Annotated in this window: 16 protein-coding genes and 1 riboswitch; of the genes, 15 read left to right on the top strand and 1 reads right to left on the bottom strand. The window is 54.9% G+C overall.

From position 1 onward, the window contains the following. Positions 1-46 precede the first annotated feature (46 nt). Positions 47-1,591, bottom strand: coding sequence for a phospholipase D family protein (locus MHH82_RS30405; RefSeq protein ID WP_340969254.1), 1,545 nt, complete (start codon positions 1,589-1,591; stop codon positions 47-49). Between the two features lie 309 nt (positions 1,592-1,900). On the opposite strand from MHH82_RS30405, the gene fni reads away from it, so the two are divergent. The 15 genes from fni to wecB all read left to right on the top strand — a co-directional run bounded on the left by fni (position 1,901) and on the right by wecB (position 18,228). Then, complete coding sequence (gene fni, locus MHH82_RS30400) at positions 1,901-3,013, top strand: type 2 isopentenyl-diphosphate Delta-isomerase (protein WP_251501304.1); 1,113 nt, start codon at positions 1,901-1,903, stop codon at positions 3,011-3,013. Positions 3,014-3,193: 180 nt separating this feature from the next. Then, the gene (gene ychF / locus MHH82_RS30395; protein WP_015737759.1) at positions 3,194-4,294 is read left to right on the top strand and encodes a redox-regulated ATPase YchF; all 1,101 of its coding nucleotides are present in this window, start codon (positions 3,194-3,196) and stop codon (positions 4,292-4,294) included. Between the two features lie 224 nt (positions 4,295-4,518). Next, positions 4,519-5,586, top strand: a complete 1,068-nt coding sequence (gene prfA, locus MHH82_RS30390; protein WP_015737758.1) for a peptide chain release factor 1 — start codon at positions 4,519-4,521, stop codon at positions 5,584-5,586. Positions 5,587-5,590: 4 nt separating this feature from the next. Further along, entirely contained in the window at positions 5,591-6,481 is an 891-nt protein-coding gene (prmC, locus tag MHH82_RS30385) for a peptide chain release factor N(5)-glutamine methyltransferase (protein ID WP_251501306.1), read from the top strand. Between the two features lie 137 nt (positions 6,482-6,618). Beyond that, positions 6,619-7,806, top strand: coding sequence for an FtsW/RodA/SpoVE family cell cycle protein (locus MHH82_RS30380; RefSeq protein WP_340969251.1), 1,188 nt, complete (start codon positions 6,619-6,621; stop codon positions 7,804-7,806). Positions 7,807-8,117: 311 nt separating this feature from the next. Continuing rightward, positions 8,118-9,299, top strand: a complete 1,182-nt coding sequence (locus MHH82_RS30375) for an FtsW/RodA/SpoVE family cell cycle protein (RefSeq protein WP_009594539.1) — start codon at positions 8,118-8,120, stop codon at positions 9,297-9,299. 242 nt (positions 9,300-9,541) lie between these two features. Beyond that, the gene (spoIIR, locus tag MHH82_RS30370; protein ID WP_251501310.1) at positions 9,542-10,240 is read left to right on the top strand and encodes a stage II sporulation protein R; all 699 of its coding nucleotides are present in this window, start codon (positions 9,542-9,544) and stop codon (positions 10,238-10,240) included. A gap of 568 nt (positions 10,241-10,808) precedes the next feature. Beyond that, positions 10,809-11,987: an L-threonylcarbamoyladenylate synthase gene (locus MHH82_RS30365; protein WP_251501312.1), complete on the top strand. Its 1,179-nt coding sequence runs from the start codon at positions 10,809-10,811 to the stop codon at positions 11,985-11,987. A gap of 69 nt (positions 11,988-12,056) precedes the next feature. Then, a complete protein-coding gene (locus MHH82_RS30360) occupies positions 12,057-12,620 on the top strand; it encodes a manganese efflux pump MntP (protein WP_015737752.1) in 564 nt (187 codons plus the stop codon). A 55-nt stretch (positions 12,621-12,675) separates the two neighbouring features. Further along, complete coding sequence (locus MHH82_RS30355; RefSeq protein WP_251501314.1) at positions 12,676-13,263, top strand: low molecular weight protein arginine phosphatase; 588 nt, start codon at positions 12,676-12,678, stop codon at positions 13,261-13,263. A 107-nt stretch (positions 13,264-13,370) separates the two neighbouring features. Next, positions 13,371-13,452, top strand: a riboswitch (ZMP/ZTP riboswitch). A 114-nt stretch (positions 13,453-13,566) separates the two neighbouring features. Continuing rightward, positions 13,567-14,031, top strand: a complete 465-nt coding sequence (gene rpiB / locus MHH82_RS30350; RefSeq protein ID WP_340969247.1) for a ribose 5-phosphate isomerase B — start codon at positions 13,567-13,569, stop codon at positions 14,029-14,031. A 79-nt stretch (positions 14,032-14,110) separates the two neighbouring features. Next, complete coding sequence (locus MHH82_RS30345) at positions 14,111-14,695, top strand: TIGR01440 family protein (protein ID WP_340969245.1); 585 nt, start codon at positions 14,111-14,113, stop codon at positions 14,693-14,695. Positions 14,696-14,785: 90 nt separating this feature from the next. After that, the gene (glyA, locus tag MHH82_RS30340; protein WP_009590552.1) at positions 14,786-16,036 is read left to right on the top strand and encodes a serine hydroxymethyltransferase; all 1,251 of its coding nucleotides are present in this window, start codon (positions 14,786-14,788) and stop codon (positions 16,034-16,036) included. 336 nt (positions 16,037-16,372) lie between these two features. Continuing rightward, positions 16,373-17,002, top strand: coding sequence for a uracil phosphoribosyltransferase (gene upp / locus MHH82_RS30335; RefSeq protein WP_009590550.1), 630 nt, complete (start codon positions 16,373-16,375; stop codon positions 17,000-17,002). A 68-nt stretch (positions 17,003-17,070) separates the two neighbouring features. After that, a complete protein-coding gene (wecB, locus tag MHH82_RS30330) occupies positions 17,071-18,228 on the top strand; it encodes a non-hydrolyzing UDP-N-acetylglucosamine 2-epimerase (RefSeq protein WP_009590538.1) in 1,158 nt (385 codons plus the stop codon). Positions 18,229-18,235 lie beyond the last annotated feature (7 nt).

Here is an 18,235-nt window from a genome sequence, read left to right as displayed (position 1 = left end):
ACGGCCGCTTCCCTAAGCCCGTTCGTTCCATCTATCTGTAAGGATTTTAAAAGGTAGTGAAACCCAGGCTTTTTTGCAATTTAAACAGGATATCCTTCATCCATGTGGTTTTTCCCAAGTAAGCGTCGACGTCCAGACTGAACGGGGCATCTTCGTTGAACCATATCCGATGAAAGTAACGGTCCAAATCCCGGGTGAGCGGATGATTCTGAGGGGCAGCGATCCACAGATTGTTCTCCAAATTCAGATCGTCCAGATTCCGCTGGGTGAAATTAGTTGACCCGCCGGTAATAATCGATTTGCCTGTCGGTTTGGCAATGTACATGAGCTTGGTATGATACTGTTCGGTGCCGGTGTTGTACCAGCGAATGGAGATTTTTCCTTTGGATTTCTGAATGAGCTCGGCGGCAGCCGGACGGTTGGGGATGCCGATTTTGTCCCGGCCGAAGGCGTTCTGGTTCGGATCCAGAATGAGACGGATGTCAACGCCTCGGTCCGAGGCTTGCAGAAGCCGTTCCATGACTTTACTGTCGGCCAGGTAGAACATCCCCATCCAGAGCGTGTCCCCGGGCTGTGACTGCTCAATGCCCTCCAGCACATATTTATAGATTTTTCCTTCCGTCAAATAACGAACATCGACGCCGTTGGGTTGACCTGAAGGCTGCACCGCCGGCTTGGAGCCGGGCTCGTATTCCGGCAGCTTGATCGGGCTTGTAAGGTTAACGGCGGCTTGCTCCGCCGCAAGCATATCGCCGATGATGTCCCCGCTCGTTTCGAAGGCGATGTTCGAGTGGAAGGCGCTGGCGTCATGCATGTTGGCCGAAGTCACCAGCGCGGCGTTCTCGCTGATCACGACTTTGCGGTGATTGGCTTTCACGTTCAGCAGCTTCAGATAGGAGCGAACGGTAATATCGGGTGCTTCGGTTGCCATGAGATTGGGGAGCGTGCCTTTGCCGGACTGGCCGAACCACTGAATGAACGTGCGCCATACGGCGGAATAAGCAGGCGTGGAGTCCCGCAGCCGGTTGACATCGGTTACAATCACATGAATGCCTGCTGCCTTCATGGACTCGAACTCCGGCGGCGTATAGGAGCCGTACCCGGTATTCACTTCGTCGGTGATAAAGAAGATATCCATATCGGGATGGTTCTTCTTATGGGTAACCAGGCGACGGGCAAGCTCTTCGCTGACTTTCGGGAATGTTTGGTCCTTATGGGCATATCCGTTGAACAGAAACATATCGATCACCAGGAATTTTCGCGATTCGTCGATAATTTGGCCGATGCGCGGTCCGATTTCTTGATCGTGGACAGGCTGGCCGTCCGGTCCGGGATAGGTCAGGTCGATCCACATCTTCACGTCGCTCTGGTAGACCGGACTTTCATAGGAAATTCCATTCGGAAGAGGTTTATGAGTCTGATAGATCATTACCCCGATAAGCCATAGCATGAGAAGGACAAGGCCCATGAATATTGTTTTTCGCATTCGGGAGCTTTTGGCATGAGGGTTTTCTGGCAGGGGCTGCGTGTCTGGACCCGGTGCAGGTGGTTTAGCTGAATTGCGGTTATGGAACAAACGGCGGAAGTCCAAGATCGCCCATCCTCCTATCTTTTCTATTCGTAGGTCGTATAACGTTAATTAACATGAAAGTGCTGCCCTGACGCACTCCAGTTATTGCAATTCGGCAAGCACCGCGTTTGGGGATGATCCCGGGAAGCCGGGGCAGAATGCTATTTGGGAAGGTTGCTGGGTTTCGAACATACGGAAGATCGTGAGAACATCGGTATTAAAATTGTCAAAGGATGTACATATCATGCAGCTGGGACAACCTGCGATGTCAATGATATGCTTTAGATACGGCTTTATTAAGGATGAGTGAATCGGATAAGGAGGCACGGAATGAACTCAGAACATGAACAGACTACGGGCAAACCTGCAACCGTTTCAGGCGGAGGATCAGGAAGAATTGGGGGCAGACTGATGCCGGAAGTGCCCACCGGCGAGCGGAAGATCGAGCATGTTCGATTATGCCTGGACGAAGAAGTGGGTTCCGTGGGGGTAACCACCGGTTTTGAACGTTACCGTTTTCGTCACGCCGCACTGCCGGAGATCGACTTTGGAGAGATTAAGATGGACACGACGTTTCTTGATTATTCCGTACGCACGCCATTCCTGATCAGCTCCATGACTGGCGGAAGCAAGGCCACCGGAGAGATCAATATGCGTCTTGCGGAAGCGGCGGAACGGCGCGGCTGGGCGCTGGGTGTCGGCTCCGTGCGGGCTGCGGTGGAGAAGGAGGAGCTTGCATCGACATTCCGCGTGCGCGAGAACGCGCCGAGCGTGCCGGTGATCGCCAACCTAGGAGCGGTGCAGCTGAACTATGGCTTTGGCCTTGACGATTGTCAGCGGGCGGTGGATATCGCGGGTGCGGATATGCTGGTTCTCCATCTAAACGGGCTGCAAGAGGTGTTTCAGCCGGAAGGGAACACCCGGTTCGGCCGTCTGCTGGGGCGTATCGAGGATTTGTGCCGCACGCTTTCGATACCGGTCGGGATTAAAGAAGTGGGCTGGGGAATCGACGGCGAAACGGCGCGGACTTTGCTGGACGTCGGGGCGGCGTTCATCGATGTGGCCGGTGCGGGCGGCACCTCGTGGAGCCAGGTCGAGAAATTCCGCAGCCCGGATCCGGTTCGCCGCGCCGCGGCCGAGGCTTTTGCCGGGTGGGGCAATCCTACTGCGGACTGCATCGCGGAGGTGCGCGAAGCCGCGCCGGACTGTGCGCTGATCGGAAGCGGCGGGCTGCAAAGCGGCGTCGATGCGGCCAAAGCGCTTGCTCTGGGCGCCGATCTGGCAGGTTTCGGCCGCGGACTTCTGGGCTCGGCGGTCGATTCGGTTGAAGCGCTCGATCAGCGGCTTGCTCAGGTGGAGTTGGAGCTGCGGACGGCCATGTTCGGCATCGGCGCGGGGAATATCAAAGCCCTGAAGTCCACCAGGCGGCTGATTCGTGCCTAAACAGGGGAGAATACCGCCAGAACCGGGGCTCGACGATGGCAGTATATTCGTGTTGAAGTCTATGGGGTATCTGCTATAATTAATAAGATTGTTTAGCTGGTGATAGGGGCTTCGGCGAATAGAACCCAAGCCTTGTATACTTATAAATAAGAGTAAACCTGATAAGGAGTTGTCACATAAATGGCTTTAAAAGCTGGAATCGTCGGTTTGCCGAACGTCGGCAAATCTACATTGTTTAATGCGATTACGCAAGCGGGCGCCGAGTCGGCCAACTACCCGTTCTGTACGATTGATCCTAACGTCGGCGTCGTGGAAGTGCCGGATGAGCGCCTTGACAAATTGACGGAACTGGTTCAGCCGAACAAGACGGTGCCGACCGCTTTCGAATTCGTCGACATCGCCGGCCTGGTTCGCGGCGCGAGCAAAGGGGAAGGTCTTGGGAACAAGTTTCTGGCCCATATTCGGGAAGTGGATGCAATCGTTCATGTAGTCCGCTGCTTTGAAGACGAGAACATTACCCACGTTGACGGTAAAGTGAACCCGGTCAGCGACATCCAGACGATCAATCTGGAGCTGATCCTTGCGGATCTCGACAGCGTCGAGAAGCGGATCGACCGTGCGAAGAAGAACATGAAGGGCGGCAACAAGCAGTATGCTCAGGAAGTGGAGCTGCTGGAGCGCCTGAAAGAAGCCCTATACAACGATCAGCCCGCACGCAGCGTGGAACTGAGCGACGATGAGAAATTGATCGTGCGCGATCTGCACCTGCTGACGCTGAAGCCGGTATTATACGCGGCGAACCTGAGCGAAGACGGCGTTGCGGAAGCCGACAGCAATCCTTACGTGCAGCAGGTTCGCGATTTCGCGGCCGCGGAGAACGCGATCGTGGTGCCGATCAGCGCGAAGGTTGAGGCTGAGATCGCCGAGCTAGAAGGCGAGGACAAAGCGATGTTCCTTGAGGAGCTGGGACTGGAAGAGTCCGGTTTGAACCGTCTGATCAAGGCGGCATACAGTCTTTTGGGATTGTATACTTACTTTACGGCCGGCGTGCAGGAAGTGCGTGCCTGGACGATCCGCAAGGGAACGAAAGCACCGCAAGCGGCGGGCGTCATCCATACCGACTTCGAACGCGGCTTCATTCGTGCGGAAGTCGTCGCATACGATGACCTGGTTGCCGCTGGCTCGATGAACGGCGCGAAAGAGCGCGGACAGCTTCGTCTGGAGGGCAAAGAGTACGTCGTGAACGACGGCGACGTTATGCACTTCCGTTTTAACGTGTAATCGATGAAGGTTTCAAAGGCCATGGCTCCATGTCGCTTTGTGCATGGGACCGTGGTTTTTTTGAAGCGATCGGAAAGGCGAGAACCCTTTCTTCGGTCAAATGCCTGCTAGTCAAATGTGTCGTTTCATGGTAAAATAAAAAGTCGTTTACACTTCATAAGTCATACGAAATGGAGTGCGAAATGGCATATCTTCAGGAATATATCTTAGAGAGGTGAATTCCTTTGTTGGACCGATTACAATCCCTTGCGGACCGTTATGAGAAGTTGAGCGAGCTGTTGTGCGATCCCGATGTCGCTAATGACTCCAAGAAGCTCAGGGATTATTCCAAAGAACAATCCGATTTACAGCCTGCTTATGAGGCTTATGTTGAATATAAAAACGTCATTGAAGAACTCGAAGCTGCCAAAACCATGCAGGGCGAAAAGATGGACGACGAGATGCGCGAAATGGTGAAAATGGAGATCGAGGAGCTCACCCAGCGCGAGCAAGAGCTGGCGGAGAGAATTCGGATTCTGCTGCTGCCGAAGGACCCGAACGACGATAAAAACGTCATTATCGAGATTCGCGGCGCAGCCGGGGGCGACGAGGCGGCACTGTTCGCTTCCGACCTGTACCGGATGTATACCCGTTATGCCGATACCCAGGGCTGGAAAGTTGAACTGATGGACGTCAACACCAACGATCTGGGCGGGTTCAAGGAAGTGATCTTCATGATCAACGGCCGCGGCGCTTACAGCAAAATGAAATTCGAGAGCGGCGCTCACCGTGTGCAGCGTATTCCGACCACGGAGTCCGGAGGCCGCATCCATACCTCCACCTCCACCGTGGCGGTTATGCCGGAGGCGGAAGAAGTGGACATCGAAATCCATGACAAGGATATTCGTGTGGACACCTTCTGCTCCAGTGGCGCAGGCGGTCAGTCCGTTAACACCACCAAGTCGGCGGTGCGCGTAACGCATATTCCGACCGGCATCGTGGCTACATGCCAAGACGGCAAATCGCAGAACTCCAACAAGGAGAAGGCGCTGCAGGTGCTTCGCGCCCGTATCTTCGATATGATGCGTCAAGAGGAAGAAGCGAAGTACGCCGGAGAGCGCAAGAGCAAAGTCGGCACCGGTGACCGCAGCGAGCGGATCCGGACGTACAACTTCCCGCAAAGCCGCGTGACCGATCATCGGATCGGACTTACCGTTCACAAGCTGGATCAAGTGATGAACGGGGAGATTGAAGAGATCGTTTCGGCGCTGACCCTTGCGGAGCAGGCTGAAGCGATGGAAAAAGGAGTATAACGCTTTGAAGCGGACGATATTTGAATTGACGCCGAAGCGCAGCATCAGGGAAGCCTTTGTGGAGGCTTCTTCTTTTTTAGACCGCATGCGGGTGATGGAGCCGCAGCGGAATGCGCAGCTGCTGCTGGAGCATGTGCTGGGATTGTCGGGAACCTCATATTATATGGCGCTTGCGGAGCCGTTTCCGGCGAACCGGCGCCACGCCTTGGAGGACGTCATCAATCGCAAGGCGCAGGGCGTCCCTGCGCAGTATATTATCGGCGAACAGGAATTTTACGGCCGGCCGTTTGAAGTCACGTCGGCGGTTCTCATTCCGCGTCCGGAAACGGAGCTGCTCGTGGAAGCGGTGCTGAAGTATGGACGGGAGCTCACTCCGCGACCGGATGGAGGGCTGAAGGTCGTCGACATCGGCACCGGCAGCGGGGCCATCGCCATCACGTTGGCTTTGCAGTCAAAGGGATGGGATGTGTTGGCGAGCGATATTTCGCCCGATGCGCTGGAGGTTGCCGCGCGGAACGCGAAGAAGCTGGGCGCCCGGGTTGAGTTCCGGCAGGGGAACCTGCTGGAGCCGTTCGCCGGCATGGGGCCGGACATCCTTGTCTCCAATCCGCCGTACATTCCGGCGGAGGATATCGAGGAGCTGCAGCCGGAAGTCCGGGACTATGAACCGCGCACGGCTCTGGATGGCGGGCCGGACGGATTGAATCCGTACCGGATCATGATGGCGCAGCTGCCCTTGCTATCGGCGCCGCCGCGCCTGATCGCTTTTGAGCTGGGCATGGGCCAGGCCGGGGATGTGGCAGAGCTGCTGCGGAAGGCAGGACACTGGGAGGAAATCGTCACGGTACCCGATTTGGCGGGGATTGACCGGCATGTTCTGGGAATTTTCCGTTAATTGTATTCGGGGCCGATTTCTTTTAAAATATAGAGAACGGGCTGCAGAATGAACATGGGTTTGTTTGTCCAGATGGTTATTCTGCCTGAATGGGCACATCGGGGTTTACGGGCTCCGGGCACAGGGGGACCGAAAGCATGCTTCAGAAGTTGAAGAAGATTGATTTTGTCATTGTGTTTGTGCTGCTGATGCTAATGGTCGTCAGCATCACGTCGATATATAGCGCCACGTTCGATACCGCTGGGTTCGAGGGACACCACATCAAAATGGCGGTATTTTATATCCTCGGTTTCGCGGCTTTCTTCGGGCTTAGTTTGATTGATTATCGAATATGGAATAAATATGCGCTGCACATCTATATCGGAGGGTTAATCACGCTGTTGCTGCCTTCCTTCATCGGTCAAACCAAAAATAATGCCACGGGCTGGATCAATCTCGGCATCGTGGATATTCAGCCTGCCGAATTATTTAAGCTGGTATTGATCATATTTATTGCCTATGTCCTTATTCGCAAGGACAAATCGAGGCTGTCTTTCTGGCGGGATATCGTACCGATTGGTTTTCTGACGTTCATTCCGTTTGCCATCGTCATGGTTCAGAATGACTTGGGGAACGGACTCAGTTATATTGTCATACTGCTCGGGCTATTATGGATCGGCAACGTGAAGTTTTCGCACGCGCTGATCGGGCTGCTGCTGGTAGCAGGCATTGCCTTTGGCGGAGCACAGGCCTATATCCACTTTCATGATGAAATTAAAGAATCGAAACTCATGGAGAGCCGCGGTCATTGGATGGAACGGATCGATCCATGGCTGGTGCCCGAGAAAGCTACCGCGAAGGCAAGTTATCATACGAATAATGCGAAGCTGGCTATTGCTTCAGGCGGCATGAGCGGAGAGGGGTACTTGGAAGGCAGCTCCGTGCAATCTTCGCGCGTACCTTATACGTATTCGGATTCGATTTTTGTGCAAATTGCGGAGGAATACGGCTTTATCGGCTCTTCCGTGCTGCTGCTGTTATATTTCATACTCATTCACAGGATGATCCTGATTTCGCTGGAAAGCCGGGAAAAAGCGGGTCCGTTTCTGATCATTGGCATCTTGGCCATGCTGCTGTACCAAATCTTTGAGAACATCGGCATGTTTATCGGCTTGATGCCTTTGACGGGAATCACCTTGCCCTTCATCAGTTACGGCGGAACGTCGCTCATCATTAATATGGCGTGCCTCGGGGTTGCCATGAGCGTGAAGCTGCACGGACAGGAAGTGGAGGAGGATATGCCGAATCCGCAAACATACCGTCCCGCGCCAACCAAACAGGCTTAATGCGGGTGATTAGAGTTTAGAATCAAAAGAGATGCTATCGAAAGCAGCATCTCTTTTGTTTTTTTCTCCGGTATTCAGGAAAGAGGATCGCGAATTGTGTTAGCGGTGAAAATCTTTTAGAATAATTCATTAGGGGCTTGCATCGCTGGATCCCTGAAATCTTGACCGTAATGCCACCTTCAGATTTGGGTTTATGGAATGATGAATATCAACGACGATAAGGCCAAGGCAAACTTTCTTTTCGAATAATCGTTATATGCCTGTATAGGCAAACCGGGGGTTCGTGTCTCCGGGCACAGGGGGATCAAAGCATGCTTCAGAAATTCAAGAAGATGGATTACGTTATTGTTTTCGTACTGGTTTTGATGATGGGTATCAGCATTACGTCCATATACAGCACGACCGTCGACACCAAGTTCGAAGGCTCTCATATTCGCATGATTGCTTTTTACATTGTCGGTTTCATGGCTTTTTTCGGAATTAGCCTGCTGGATTACCGGTTATTGATTAAATATGCCAAATATATATACTTAGGCGGTTTAGCCGTGCTGGTCCTCGTGATGTTTATCGGTAAGGATATTAACGGCGCCCAAGGCTGGATTTACATTGGCAGTTTAAGTATACAGCCTGCTGAATTGTTCAAGCTGATCCTGATCATATTTCTTTCTTTTGTATTGGTGCGAAAAAACAAACCGCTGCTGTCCTTCTGGAAGGACGTCGTTCCGATCGGACTGTTGGCGTTCGTGCCTTTCGTGCTCGTCATGGCTCAGAATGACCTGGGGAACGCGCTTAGCTATGTCATCATTTTGCTGGGGCTGCTCTGGATCGGGAACGTCAAGTTCTCCCATGCGCTGATCGGGCTTGTGCTGGTGGCAGGAGTGGCCTTCGGCGGCGCCCAGGCTTACATTCATTATCATGATGAACTGCTGGAATCGAAAATACTGAAGCCGCACTGGGTGGAACGGATTGATCCGTGGCTGTATCCCGAGAAAGCGACCGCCAAGGCCAGCTATCATACGACGAATGCGAAGCTTGCCATCGCCTCCGGCGGCATGAGCGGCGAGGGCTATATGCAGGGATCGTCGATACAGTCGGGCCGGGTGCCTTATGCGTACTCCGACTCCATCTTTGTGCAGATTGCCGAGGAGTTCGGATTTATTGGTTCCTCCGTCCTGCTGTTGTTGTATTTCATCCTGATCCATCGGCTGATCCTGATCTCCCTGGAATCCCGGGAGCGTGCGGGACCGTTTCTAATCATAGGAATCGTGGCCATGTTTTTATATCAGATCTTCGAGAATATCGGGATGTTTATCGGTTTGATGCCGCTGACGGGGATTACGCTGCCCTTCATCAGTTACGGGGGAACGTCCCTTGTGATTAGCATGGCGAGTCTCGGGGTCGCCATGAGCGTCAAGCTGCATGGTCAGGAAGTGGAGGAAGATATGCCGGATCCGCATGCTTATCGCCCGGCGGCCGCTAAGCAGCAGGCTTAGATGATGGTCGGGTGGAACTTCGCCGCGGTCTGGGTGCAGTTATTATGAATATAACCAAAACCGAATCGTCATTGGTATGAGAAGATGCCGTTCCCATGGGGACGGCATCTTTTTTTGTCAAAGTCGTGATGCGCCAATCTATGAATTTTTTTCGATTTGCTAGATTCCACGTTTATATCTTTTTCAGGCGGACATACTGATAGCATCATAGAGTTTCGTTCATAGAGAGGCGGTTGTCCGAGATGACAAATTATAGTGAAACCCTCCGTATTATCGTAAAAAAAATGGTTGTGCTCTTATCCTGCATGTTTATGGTCATCATGGCTTGGGAGGGACAGCAGATCGATGCTTCCGTTGTCGGCGGTCCGATCCCTCAAGAATCGATACGGCTTCGCATTCTCGCGAATTCAGATAATCCGTCCGATCAGCTCGTCAAAAGAGAGATTCGTGACGCGGTCGTTGAGCAAATGCAGCTCTGGGTCCTGCAGCTGGAGAACCCGCAAAGCCTGGAAGACGCCAAGGCATTAACCCGGCAGCATCTTCCCGAAATCCGCCAGCTGGTGGGTGAAGAGCTGAGAAAAAGAGGAATCACCTACAATTACCATGTAGAGCTTGGCGTCGTGCCGTTCCCGACCAAATTGTACGGGGGCACGGTGTATCCGGCGGGCGATTACGATGCGCTGCGGATTACGTTAGGCGAAGGCCAAGGACAAAACTGGTGGTGCGTCCTGTTCCCGCCGCTTTGTTTCATTGACGGCGGCAGCGGGGATGCGGCAGCCCAGCCTGTAGAGACGGGGATCCAAACGGTGTCCGCCGATGCGGGCGGCGAGGCTTCCCAAGAGGAAACGTCGAAGAATGCAGGCGACAGTGAACCGGAGGTCCGCTTCTTCTTGTGGGATATGTTCCTTGGCATTTGGAACTGGGTGGTAAGCTTGTTCTAGGATTATAAGCGAGTTGATTTTCAATCCTGAGCGGGTATGATAAACTTTGATGTAGAAGTGCGAGTTCAAAAAGTCGGATTTTCAGCACCGAAGCTTATGCTTCCGATGTGCGTTTTTTCAAAACGCTTCAGTTGGATGAAGCTAGGGAGTGAGGAGCGGAGCGTACGTTTTGGGTACGTGAGCACCTAAGATGTTTCCGGAGGAAACATAACTTCGAAAGCATCTGCTTAGGCCCGGCAGAATTCAAGATTCGATGCCGAGCTGCTTCCTGATTCGCTTCGTGTTAGATATAGGATTTATAAGTTATCAACGGAGTTGATGAAATTCTATATCGCAAGAAAACCTACTTCGAATCGCGGTCGCTCAGCCTTGAATTTGCCTCGATTGGTTTTCTTATCAAAAGCGGACTTTTTGAACAACCTCTAGAAGAGTGCTTTCTCTTTGGCGCGACTGGTTTGAATGGGAACCGGCACGGGACTGAAGAACGAGAAGCGCTTTTTCTTTTGGATCATAGGCAAAACGAGTTTGGGTGTTTATATATTTCATATACAGAAAGCTTGGGATAGGTATGGAACAGAACGGGAATGGCAAGGAACGCAACCTGCAGCGGGAACAAGGCTCCCGGAATGCTGCATCGAAACCAACCAAAGTGTGGCACGTCTTAAGCTCCCTCTCCAAGGAGAATCTCGGGTCCGAGAAGGAAGCGAAGCAGGCGCTGCACGAAGCAGGACAGGTGCTTGCACAGGGCGGTACGGTGGCTTTTCCGACGGAAACGGTGTACGGACTTGGTGCTGACGCCGGCAATACGGAGGCGGTCGAGCGCATCTTCGCCGCCAAGGGTCGGCCATCGGACAATCCATTAATCGTGCATATCTCGGAGCTGGCTCAGCTTGACGGCTTGGTCCAACAGGTGAACGAGACGGAGCGGGCGCTGATGGCGTCGTTCTGGCCCGGACCGCTGTCGCTGGTGCTGCCCGTGAAACCGGGCGCCGTATCGCCTCGCGTGACGGCCGGGCTCGATACGGTTGCCGTGCGGATGCCGGATCACCGCGTTGCGCTGGCTCTGATCAGCGCCGCCGGTTGTCCGCTCGCCGCACCGAGCGCGAATCGCTCCGGCCGGCCAAGCCCGACGCTGGCAAGCCATGTGCTGGAGGATCTGGCGGGGGCGATCGACGGCGTGCTCGACGGCGGCCCGGCCGGGGTGGGCGTCGAGTCGACGGTGGTGCAGGTCGGCGAAGACGGTGCCGTCACGGTGCTCCGCCCGGGCGGCGTCACGGCCGAGCAGCTTGCCGCGGTGGCGGCAAGCGTGCGCCAGGACCCGGCGCTGCAGCGCGCCGCCGGGGAGGCGGAGAGCCCGGCGCCGCGCTCGCCGGGCATGAAGTACACGCACTACGCACCGAAGGGTGCGATGTGCGTGGTGCAGGGCCCGCGTGCCGACGCGGTGTCGGCACGCATCGCGGCCGAGCTCGGGGCGGCGGCCCGGCGCGGGGAGGTGACCGGCGTGCTGTCGTTCGACGAGCACATCGGTCACTACCGCGCGGACGTTGCCGTCTCGCTCGGCAGCCTGGCCGCGCCGGAGGAAGCGGCCCGCCGGCTGTACGCCGGCCTGCGCCGCTTCGATGAAGAAGGCGCGACCTTCATCCTGGCCGAAGCGTGCCCGGAGCAGGGGCTTGGCGCAGCCGTCATGAACCGGCTGCTGAAGGCCGCGGGACATCACATCATCCACGTCAATGAAAATGCCGATTGAACGGTTTTAGCATGATTTCCCCCTTGTCCGCATATGGTGTACAAGACCATGGGACTTGGGGGAATGGGGATGTTGGAGGCGTCTGTCCAATCGGGACAGCTTGCGGCGATTCTGCTGATGGCGGTTGCACTCGGGCTAGACGCATTTTCGCTTGGCATCGGAGTCGGAATGAGAGGCGGCATGCGTTTAGGCCATATGCTGGGCATCAGCTTCATGATCGCCTTGTTTCACATGCTTATGCCGCTGGCGGGCTTGTTTGCCGGCCGCTATGTAGGCATGCTGCTGGGGCACGTCACAGGGTTTGCGGCCGGCGGGCTGCTCCTCCTGCTGGGCGGGCATATGCTGTACAATGCCTGGCGGGGCGGGGAAGGTCAGCGAATTCATCCTACCGCGTTCTTGGGCATGCTGCTGTTTTCGCTCAGCGTCAGCATCGACTCCTTCTCGGTAGGCGTCTCGCTCGGGATGTTCGTGGATGATGTGCTGCTGATCGTGATCTCCTTCGGCGTCGTGGGCGGTTTGCTGTCCATTCTCGGCCTGCTGCTCGGCCGTCAGGTGAGCAACAAGCTGGGAGAGTACGGCGAAATGCTGGGCGGACTGATTTTGATCATCTTTGGCGTGATGTTTATCTTTTGATGCAATATTTGTTACAATAATCCCAAAACAACCTACAACGGGGAGGTACGGGACCGTGAAAAATATATTGTTTGTCTGCACGGGGAATACGTGCCGCAGCCCAATGGCGGAAGGGATGCTGCGCAAGCTCGCCAATCAGCGGGGCATTCCGCTGGAAACGCAATCCGCCGGCGTCTCGGCCGTGGACGGCATGCCGGTATCCCGTCATGCGGAATCGATACTGCGGGACCAGGATATTCAAGATCGTTTGGTATCTAAGCCGCTGACCGCGAATCTGGTGGAATGGGCAGACCTGATTCTGACGCTGACCCAGTCGCATAAGCAGTATGCGATTCGGCAGTTCCCGCATGCCGCCGACAAGATGCACACGCTGAAGGAATTTGTGGAGGATGACCGGCGGGTGCTGGATGATCTGCGGGAGCAGGACAGCCTGTACGCAACGCTTGAGCTGGCCAGATCGCTGGGCCGCGATGTCAGCGACCGCGACCGGGAGCGTCTGATCGAGCTGCGCCAGCGCATTCCGAGCTTCGATATCTCCGATCCCTTCGGCGGCTCGCGGGAGGAATACGAGGCGACGGCGGCGGAGATTCGGACGGCGCTCTTCCGCCTGCTGGACAAGCTGGAAGCGGATCAGCATAAATAGGATCGGCTTCCACGGAAGCGAAGAGTGAATCCGGATCCGGGCTCAATCTGGCTAAAAAAGCCGCTTGCCTTTCGCAGGGTATTGCTTTAAGATGAAGGTGAAAAACATGAATCCGATGTAACTGGCGACGAAGTGGATGAAACCACGATGGAGCATCGGAATATACGGCCGGTCGCCTGGGCAAAGAGCATTTGGAGCACAATACGTGCGCCGACTGCTCTTTTTTCGTCTTTTGCTTGGAGTTTGGGTTATAATGAAACAAGCTAAAACGCAAAAGCGAACATTCGAGGGGGTTTTTCATAGATGAAAATTGCATTGGGTACCGATCATGCCGGCATTCGTCTGAAAGAGGAGATCGTGGAGGTCATTCGGGGTCTTGGACACGAGGTGGAGGATCTTGGCTGCGGCTGTACCGATTCCGTGGATTATCCCGATTACGCGCTTCCGGTGTGCGAGAAGGTGGTCTCGGGTGAAGCGGATCGGGGCATTCTGATCTGCGGAACGGGAATCGGCATGAGCATTGCCGCCAACAAGGTGCCGGGCATCCGCTGCGCGCTGACGCATGATGTATTTTCGGCCAAAGCCACGCGTGAGCATAATGACAGCAACGTGATTGCGCTGGGCGAGCGCGTCGTCGGCCCCGGGCTTGCTGCCGAGATCGTCAGCGCATGGCTGACAACGGATTTCAGCCAGGGCGAACGTCATGTCGGCCGCGTGAATAAGATCAAGGCCATCGAGGAGCGTTACCTGAAGAGCGAATCGCGATAGGTCAACGCGTAAAGCTGCTGCGGTTATTGCGTATGGAATGAAGCATCTTCTGTGAAAAAATCATCGGGAGGACTGTGACATGACGGATATCTCCAAGGTTTCCTTGAGCGAACAGACGGCGCGGATCGTCCGCGAACTGGCCGAAGCGGCAGCCTTAGGACCGGGCAAGGTGCTGGTCATCGGAGCCAGCACCAGTGAAGTGGTCGGACGCCGGATCGGCACAGGCGGCGCTCTTGAAACGGCGCAGCAGCTTCTTCAGGGCATTGCCGAGGTTCAAGCGGAATTCGGCTTCGCTGTAGCCTATCAATGCTGTGAGCATTTGAACCGGACGCTAGTCATGGAGCGGGGACTGCTCGAAGAGCTGCACCTGACGGAAGTGGCGGCTGTACCGATTCCGGGGGCGGGAGGCTCCATGGCCTCGGCGGCGTATCGGAGTATGAAGGAGCCCTGCCTTGCGGAATCCATTGAGGCTCATGCGGGTCTCGATATCGGCGAGACGCTGATCGGCATGCATTTGCGGAGAGTGGCGGTTCCGTTCAGGCCGAGCAAGCGTTATATCGGCGATGCGCGCGTAACGGCGGCTTACACCCGGCCGAAGCTGATCGGCGGAGAACGCGCCGTGTACCGGCTCGAGCAGCGGGATGATTCCACGCTATGCGATTGATTCGAATGAGAGCTCGCTTTAGTCATTAGGTAAACTTGTAGTCTTGACTTGGCAAGAGAAAATAACGATTGATTATGGGAGGATATGAACATGATGGAACATTTGCGGAAGAATGACCCGGCTGTATTGGAAGCGATGGATTTGGAACTGAAGCGTCAACGCAGCAACATTGAGCTGATTGCCTCCGAGAACATCGTCAGCGAAGCGGTTATGGAAGCCATGGGGACGGTGCTGACGAATAAATATGCGGAAGGCTACCCTGGCAAGCGCTATTACGGCGGCTGTGAGCGTGTGGATATCGTGGAGGATATCGCCCGTGACCGCGCGAAGGAATTGTTCGGTGCCGAGCATGCCAACGTTCAGCCGCACTCCGGCGCCCAAGCGAACATGGCGGTGTATTTGGCAGCGCTCAAGCCTGGAGACACCGTGCTCGGCATGAACCTGGCCCACGGCGGCCATTTGACTCACGGAAGCCCGGTTAACGCGTCCGGCCTTCTGTACAATTTCGTTGCGTACGGCGTGCAGGAAGACACGTTCCTTATCGATTACGACGAAGTCCGCAAAGCGGCTTTCAAACACCGTCCTCGTCTGATCGTGGCGGGTGCAAGTGCATATCCTCGCATCATTGATTTCGAGAAGCTTGCTGCCATCGCGAACGACGTAGGCGCATTGTTCATGGTCGATATGGCTCATATTGCCGGTCTCGTTGCCGCGGGTCTTCACCCGAATCCGGTTCCGCATGCCCATTTCGTAACCACCACGACGCACAAGACCCTTCGCGGACCTCGCGGCGGCATGATTCTGTGCAAGAAGGCATGGGCGCAGGCGATCGACAAAGCGGTATTCCCAGGCTCCCAGGGCGGACCGCTCATGCATGTCATTGCTTCCAAGGCCGTTGCGCTTGGCGAAGCATTGGATCCATCCTTCAAGACGTATGCAGAGAACGTCGTGAAGAACGCGAAAGTGCTGGCTGACACCCTGATCGAGGAAGGCCTGAACATCGTTTCCGGCGGAACCGATAACCATCTGATGCTGGTCGATACCCGCAATCTGGACATCACCGGCAAAGACGCAGAGAAGGTGCTGGATTCCATCGGGATTACCGTCAACAAGAACGCCATCCCGTTCGATCCGACGAGCCCGTTCGTCACGAGCGGTATCCGTATCGGTACACCGGCGGTAACCTCCCGCGGCATGGATGAGCAGGCGATGGTAAAAATCGCGAAGATTATTGCCATGACCTTGAAGCAGCCTAAAGACGAGGCGACGCTGGAAAAAGCGGGCCGTTTGGTGGCTGAGCTTACGGATCAATATCCTCTTTATGCCGAAATGAAATATTAATCACAGTTTCGTCAGCATAAGAGGCCTATGATAAGAGGACCCCACCTGAAGGTGGGGTCCTCTTTTAGGAGCTGTCACATTCTGGCCAGATTGCTATGCTCGCATGTTCCCGGGTCGGGTCGTTTCTCGGTGAGGATCAATATAGGCGAAAATGGAAAACCTAGGTGCAGGGCTGACGAAGATCCGGTTATAAGGTCAAAACTCACGGAAATAAACATGACTCGTGCAGGTGTCAATTGACTAGAGGGAATGATATAATAGACAGGATTTATGGAGCTCACAAGTATTTACGCCCATATTGAAATAACATTTGCATTCAAACCGGAGGGACCAGACATGGGAAAATTGGTGATTTGTGATCACCCGTTGATTCAACACAAACTTACATTTATACGCGATATGCGGACTAACACAAAAGACTTTCGCGAATTGGTAGACGAAGTCGCGACTTTGATGGCTTATGAAATTACGCGGGAGGTTCCTCTTGAATCGATATCTGTTCAAACGCCGGTAGCCGAAACCCAAGGGAAAGTCATTTCCGGCCGGATGCTCGGCCTCGTGCCGATCCTGCGTGCGGGTCTTGGCATGCTGGACGGCGTGGTCAAGCTGCTTCCCGCTGCCAAGGTAGGGCATGTCGGATTGTTCCGCGACCCGGAAACGCTTCAGCCCGTGGAGTATTATACGAAGCTTCCAACCGACGTGACGGAGCGGGAATTGATCGTCATCGATCCGATGCTGGCAACGGGCGGATCGGCCATCGCTGCGATCGACGTGCTGAAGAAGCGCGGCTGCACCCAGATCAAGATGATGAATCTCGTGGCTGCGCCGGAAGGCGTAAAGGCCGTGCATGACGTCCATCCGGACGTGGATATTTACGTTGCTGCTCTGGATGAAGGGCTCAACGACCACGGCTACATCGTACCGGGCCTGGGTGATGCAGGAGATCGGCTGTACGGCACGAAATAAGAGCCGAGCCGGTCATTCGTACGACTTGAATTGAAAAAACAAGCATGCAAAGAGGGGTAATTTCAAACATGTCAAAAGTGAAAGTGATGACGATATTTGGGGTCCGCCCCGAAGCGATCAAGATGGCGCCGCTTATTCTGGAGCTTCAGCGCCATCCGGAGCATATCGAATCGGTGGTTTGTGTAACTGCGCAGCATCGGCAAATGCTGGATCAGGTGCTTGACGTGTTCAAGATTGTTCCGGACTACGACTTGGACGTGATGAAGGACCGTCAGACGCTGAACGAGATCACCGTACGCGTTCTGGAGGGGCTTGAGCCTGTCCTGCGCGAGGCCAAGCCGGATATCGTGCTGGTGCACGGCGACACGCTGACAACGTTCCTAGCCAGCTATGCAGCCTTCCTGCAGCAGATTCAGGTCGGCCATGTAGAGGCGGGTCTTCGCACATGGAACAAGCTGAATCCTTATCCTGAAGAAATGAACCGTCAGCTGACCGGCGTGCTGGCCGATCTGCACTTTGCGCCGACGGACTGGTCTGCCCAGAATCTCCGCAAGGAGAACAAGCCGGAATCCCGTATTTACGTGACGGGCAACACCGCCACGGACGTGTTCCAGTATACGGTGCGGGAAGGATATACCCATCCGGTTCTGGATTGGGCACAGGGCAAGCGCCTGATCCTGATGACGGCGCACCGCCGCGAATCCCAAGGGGAGCCGCACCGTCAGATTTTTGAAGCAGTGAAGCGCATTGCCGACGAGTTCGAGGATATCGCCATCGTCTACCCTGTGCATCCGAGCCCTGCCGTCAAAGAGCCGGCTCACCGCATATTGGGGAACCACCCGCGCATCAAGCTGATTGAACCGCTGGATGTCGTGGATATGAACAATATTTACACCCGTACGCATTTCATCATTACGGATTCGGGCGGCATGCAAGAGGAGGCTCCTTCCTTCGGCGTGCCGACGCTGGTGCTTCGGGACACGACGGAACGTCCGGAGGGCATTGAGGCCGGAACCCTGGAGCTGGTAGGCACCCAGGAAGAGAATGTGTACGAACGCATTAAGGCTCTGCTGACCGACCAGGAGCTTTATGACAAGATGAGCAAAGCCGCTAATCCTTACGGAGATGGACAGGCTTCCCAGCGAATTGTCAATGCGATTTTGCACCATTTTGGGATCCGGAAAGAGCGTCCTGAGGAATTTCACAGAATGTTCACAAAGGCATAGTTTACCG

The sequence above is a fragment of the Bacillus sp. FSL K6-6540 genome (assembly GCF_038007545.1).
The sequence above is the reverse complement of the archived record's forward strand: the minus strand, read 5'-3'. Positions and strand labels throughout refer to the sequence as shown.

Coding starts and splice junctions, on each gene's coding strand:
- fni (WP_251501304.1), top strand. CDS start 1,901: ATGAACTCAGAACATGAACAGACTACGGGCAAACCTGCAACCGTTTCA.
- ychF (WP_015737759.1), top strand. CDS start 3,194: ATGGCTTTAAAAGCTGGAATCGTCGGTTTGCCGAACGTCGGCAAATCT.
- MHH82_RS30380 (WP_340969251.1), top strand. CDS start 6,619: ATGCTTCAGAAGTTGAAGAAGATTGATTTTGTCATTGTGTTTGTGCTG.
- MHH82_RS30375 (WP_009594539.1), top strand. CDS start 8,118: ATGCTTCAGAAATTCAAGAAGATGGATTACGTTATTGTTTTCGTACTG.
- spoIIR (WP_251501310.1), top strand. CDS start 9,542: ATGACAAATTATAGTGAAACCCTCCGTATTATCGTAAAAAAAATGGTT.
- MHH82_RS30365 (WP_251501312.1), top strand. CDS start 10,809: ATGGAACAGAACGGGAATGGCAAGGAACGCAACCTGCAGCGGGAACAA.
- MHH82_RS30360 (WP_015737752.1), top strand. CDS start 12,057: ATGTTGGAGGCGTCTGTCCAATCGGGACAGCTTGCGGCGATTCTGCTG.
- rpiB (WP_340969247.1), top strand. CDS start 13,567: ATGAAAATTGCATTGGGTACCGATCATGCCGGCATTCGTCTGAAAGAG.
- MHH82_RS30345 (WP_340969245.1), top strand. CDS start 14,111: ATGACGGATATCTCCAAGGTTTCCTTGAGCGAACAGACGGCGCGGATC.
- glyA (WP_009590552.1), top strand. CDS start 14,786: ATGATGGAACATTTGCGGAAGAATGACCCGGCTGTATTGGAAGCGATG.
- upp (WP_009590550.1), top strand. CDS start 16,373: ATGGGAAAATTGGTGATTTGTGATCACCCGTTGATTCAACACAAACTT.
- wecB (WP_009590538.1), top strand. CDS start 17,071: ATGTCAAAAGTGAAAGTGATGACGATATTTGGGGTCCGCCCCGAAGCG.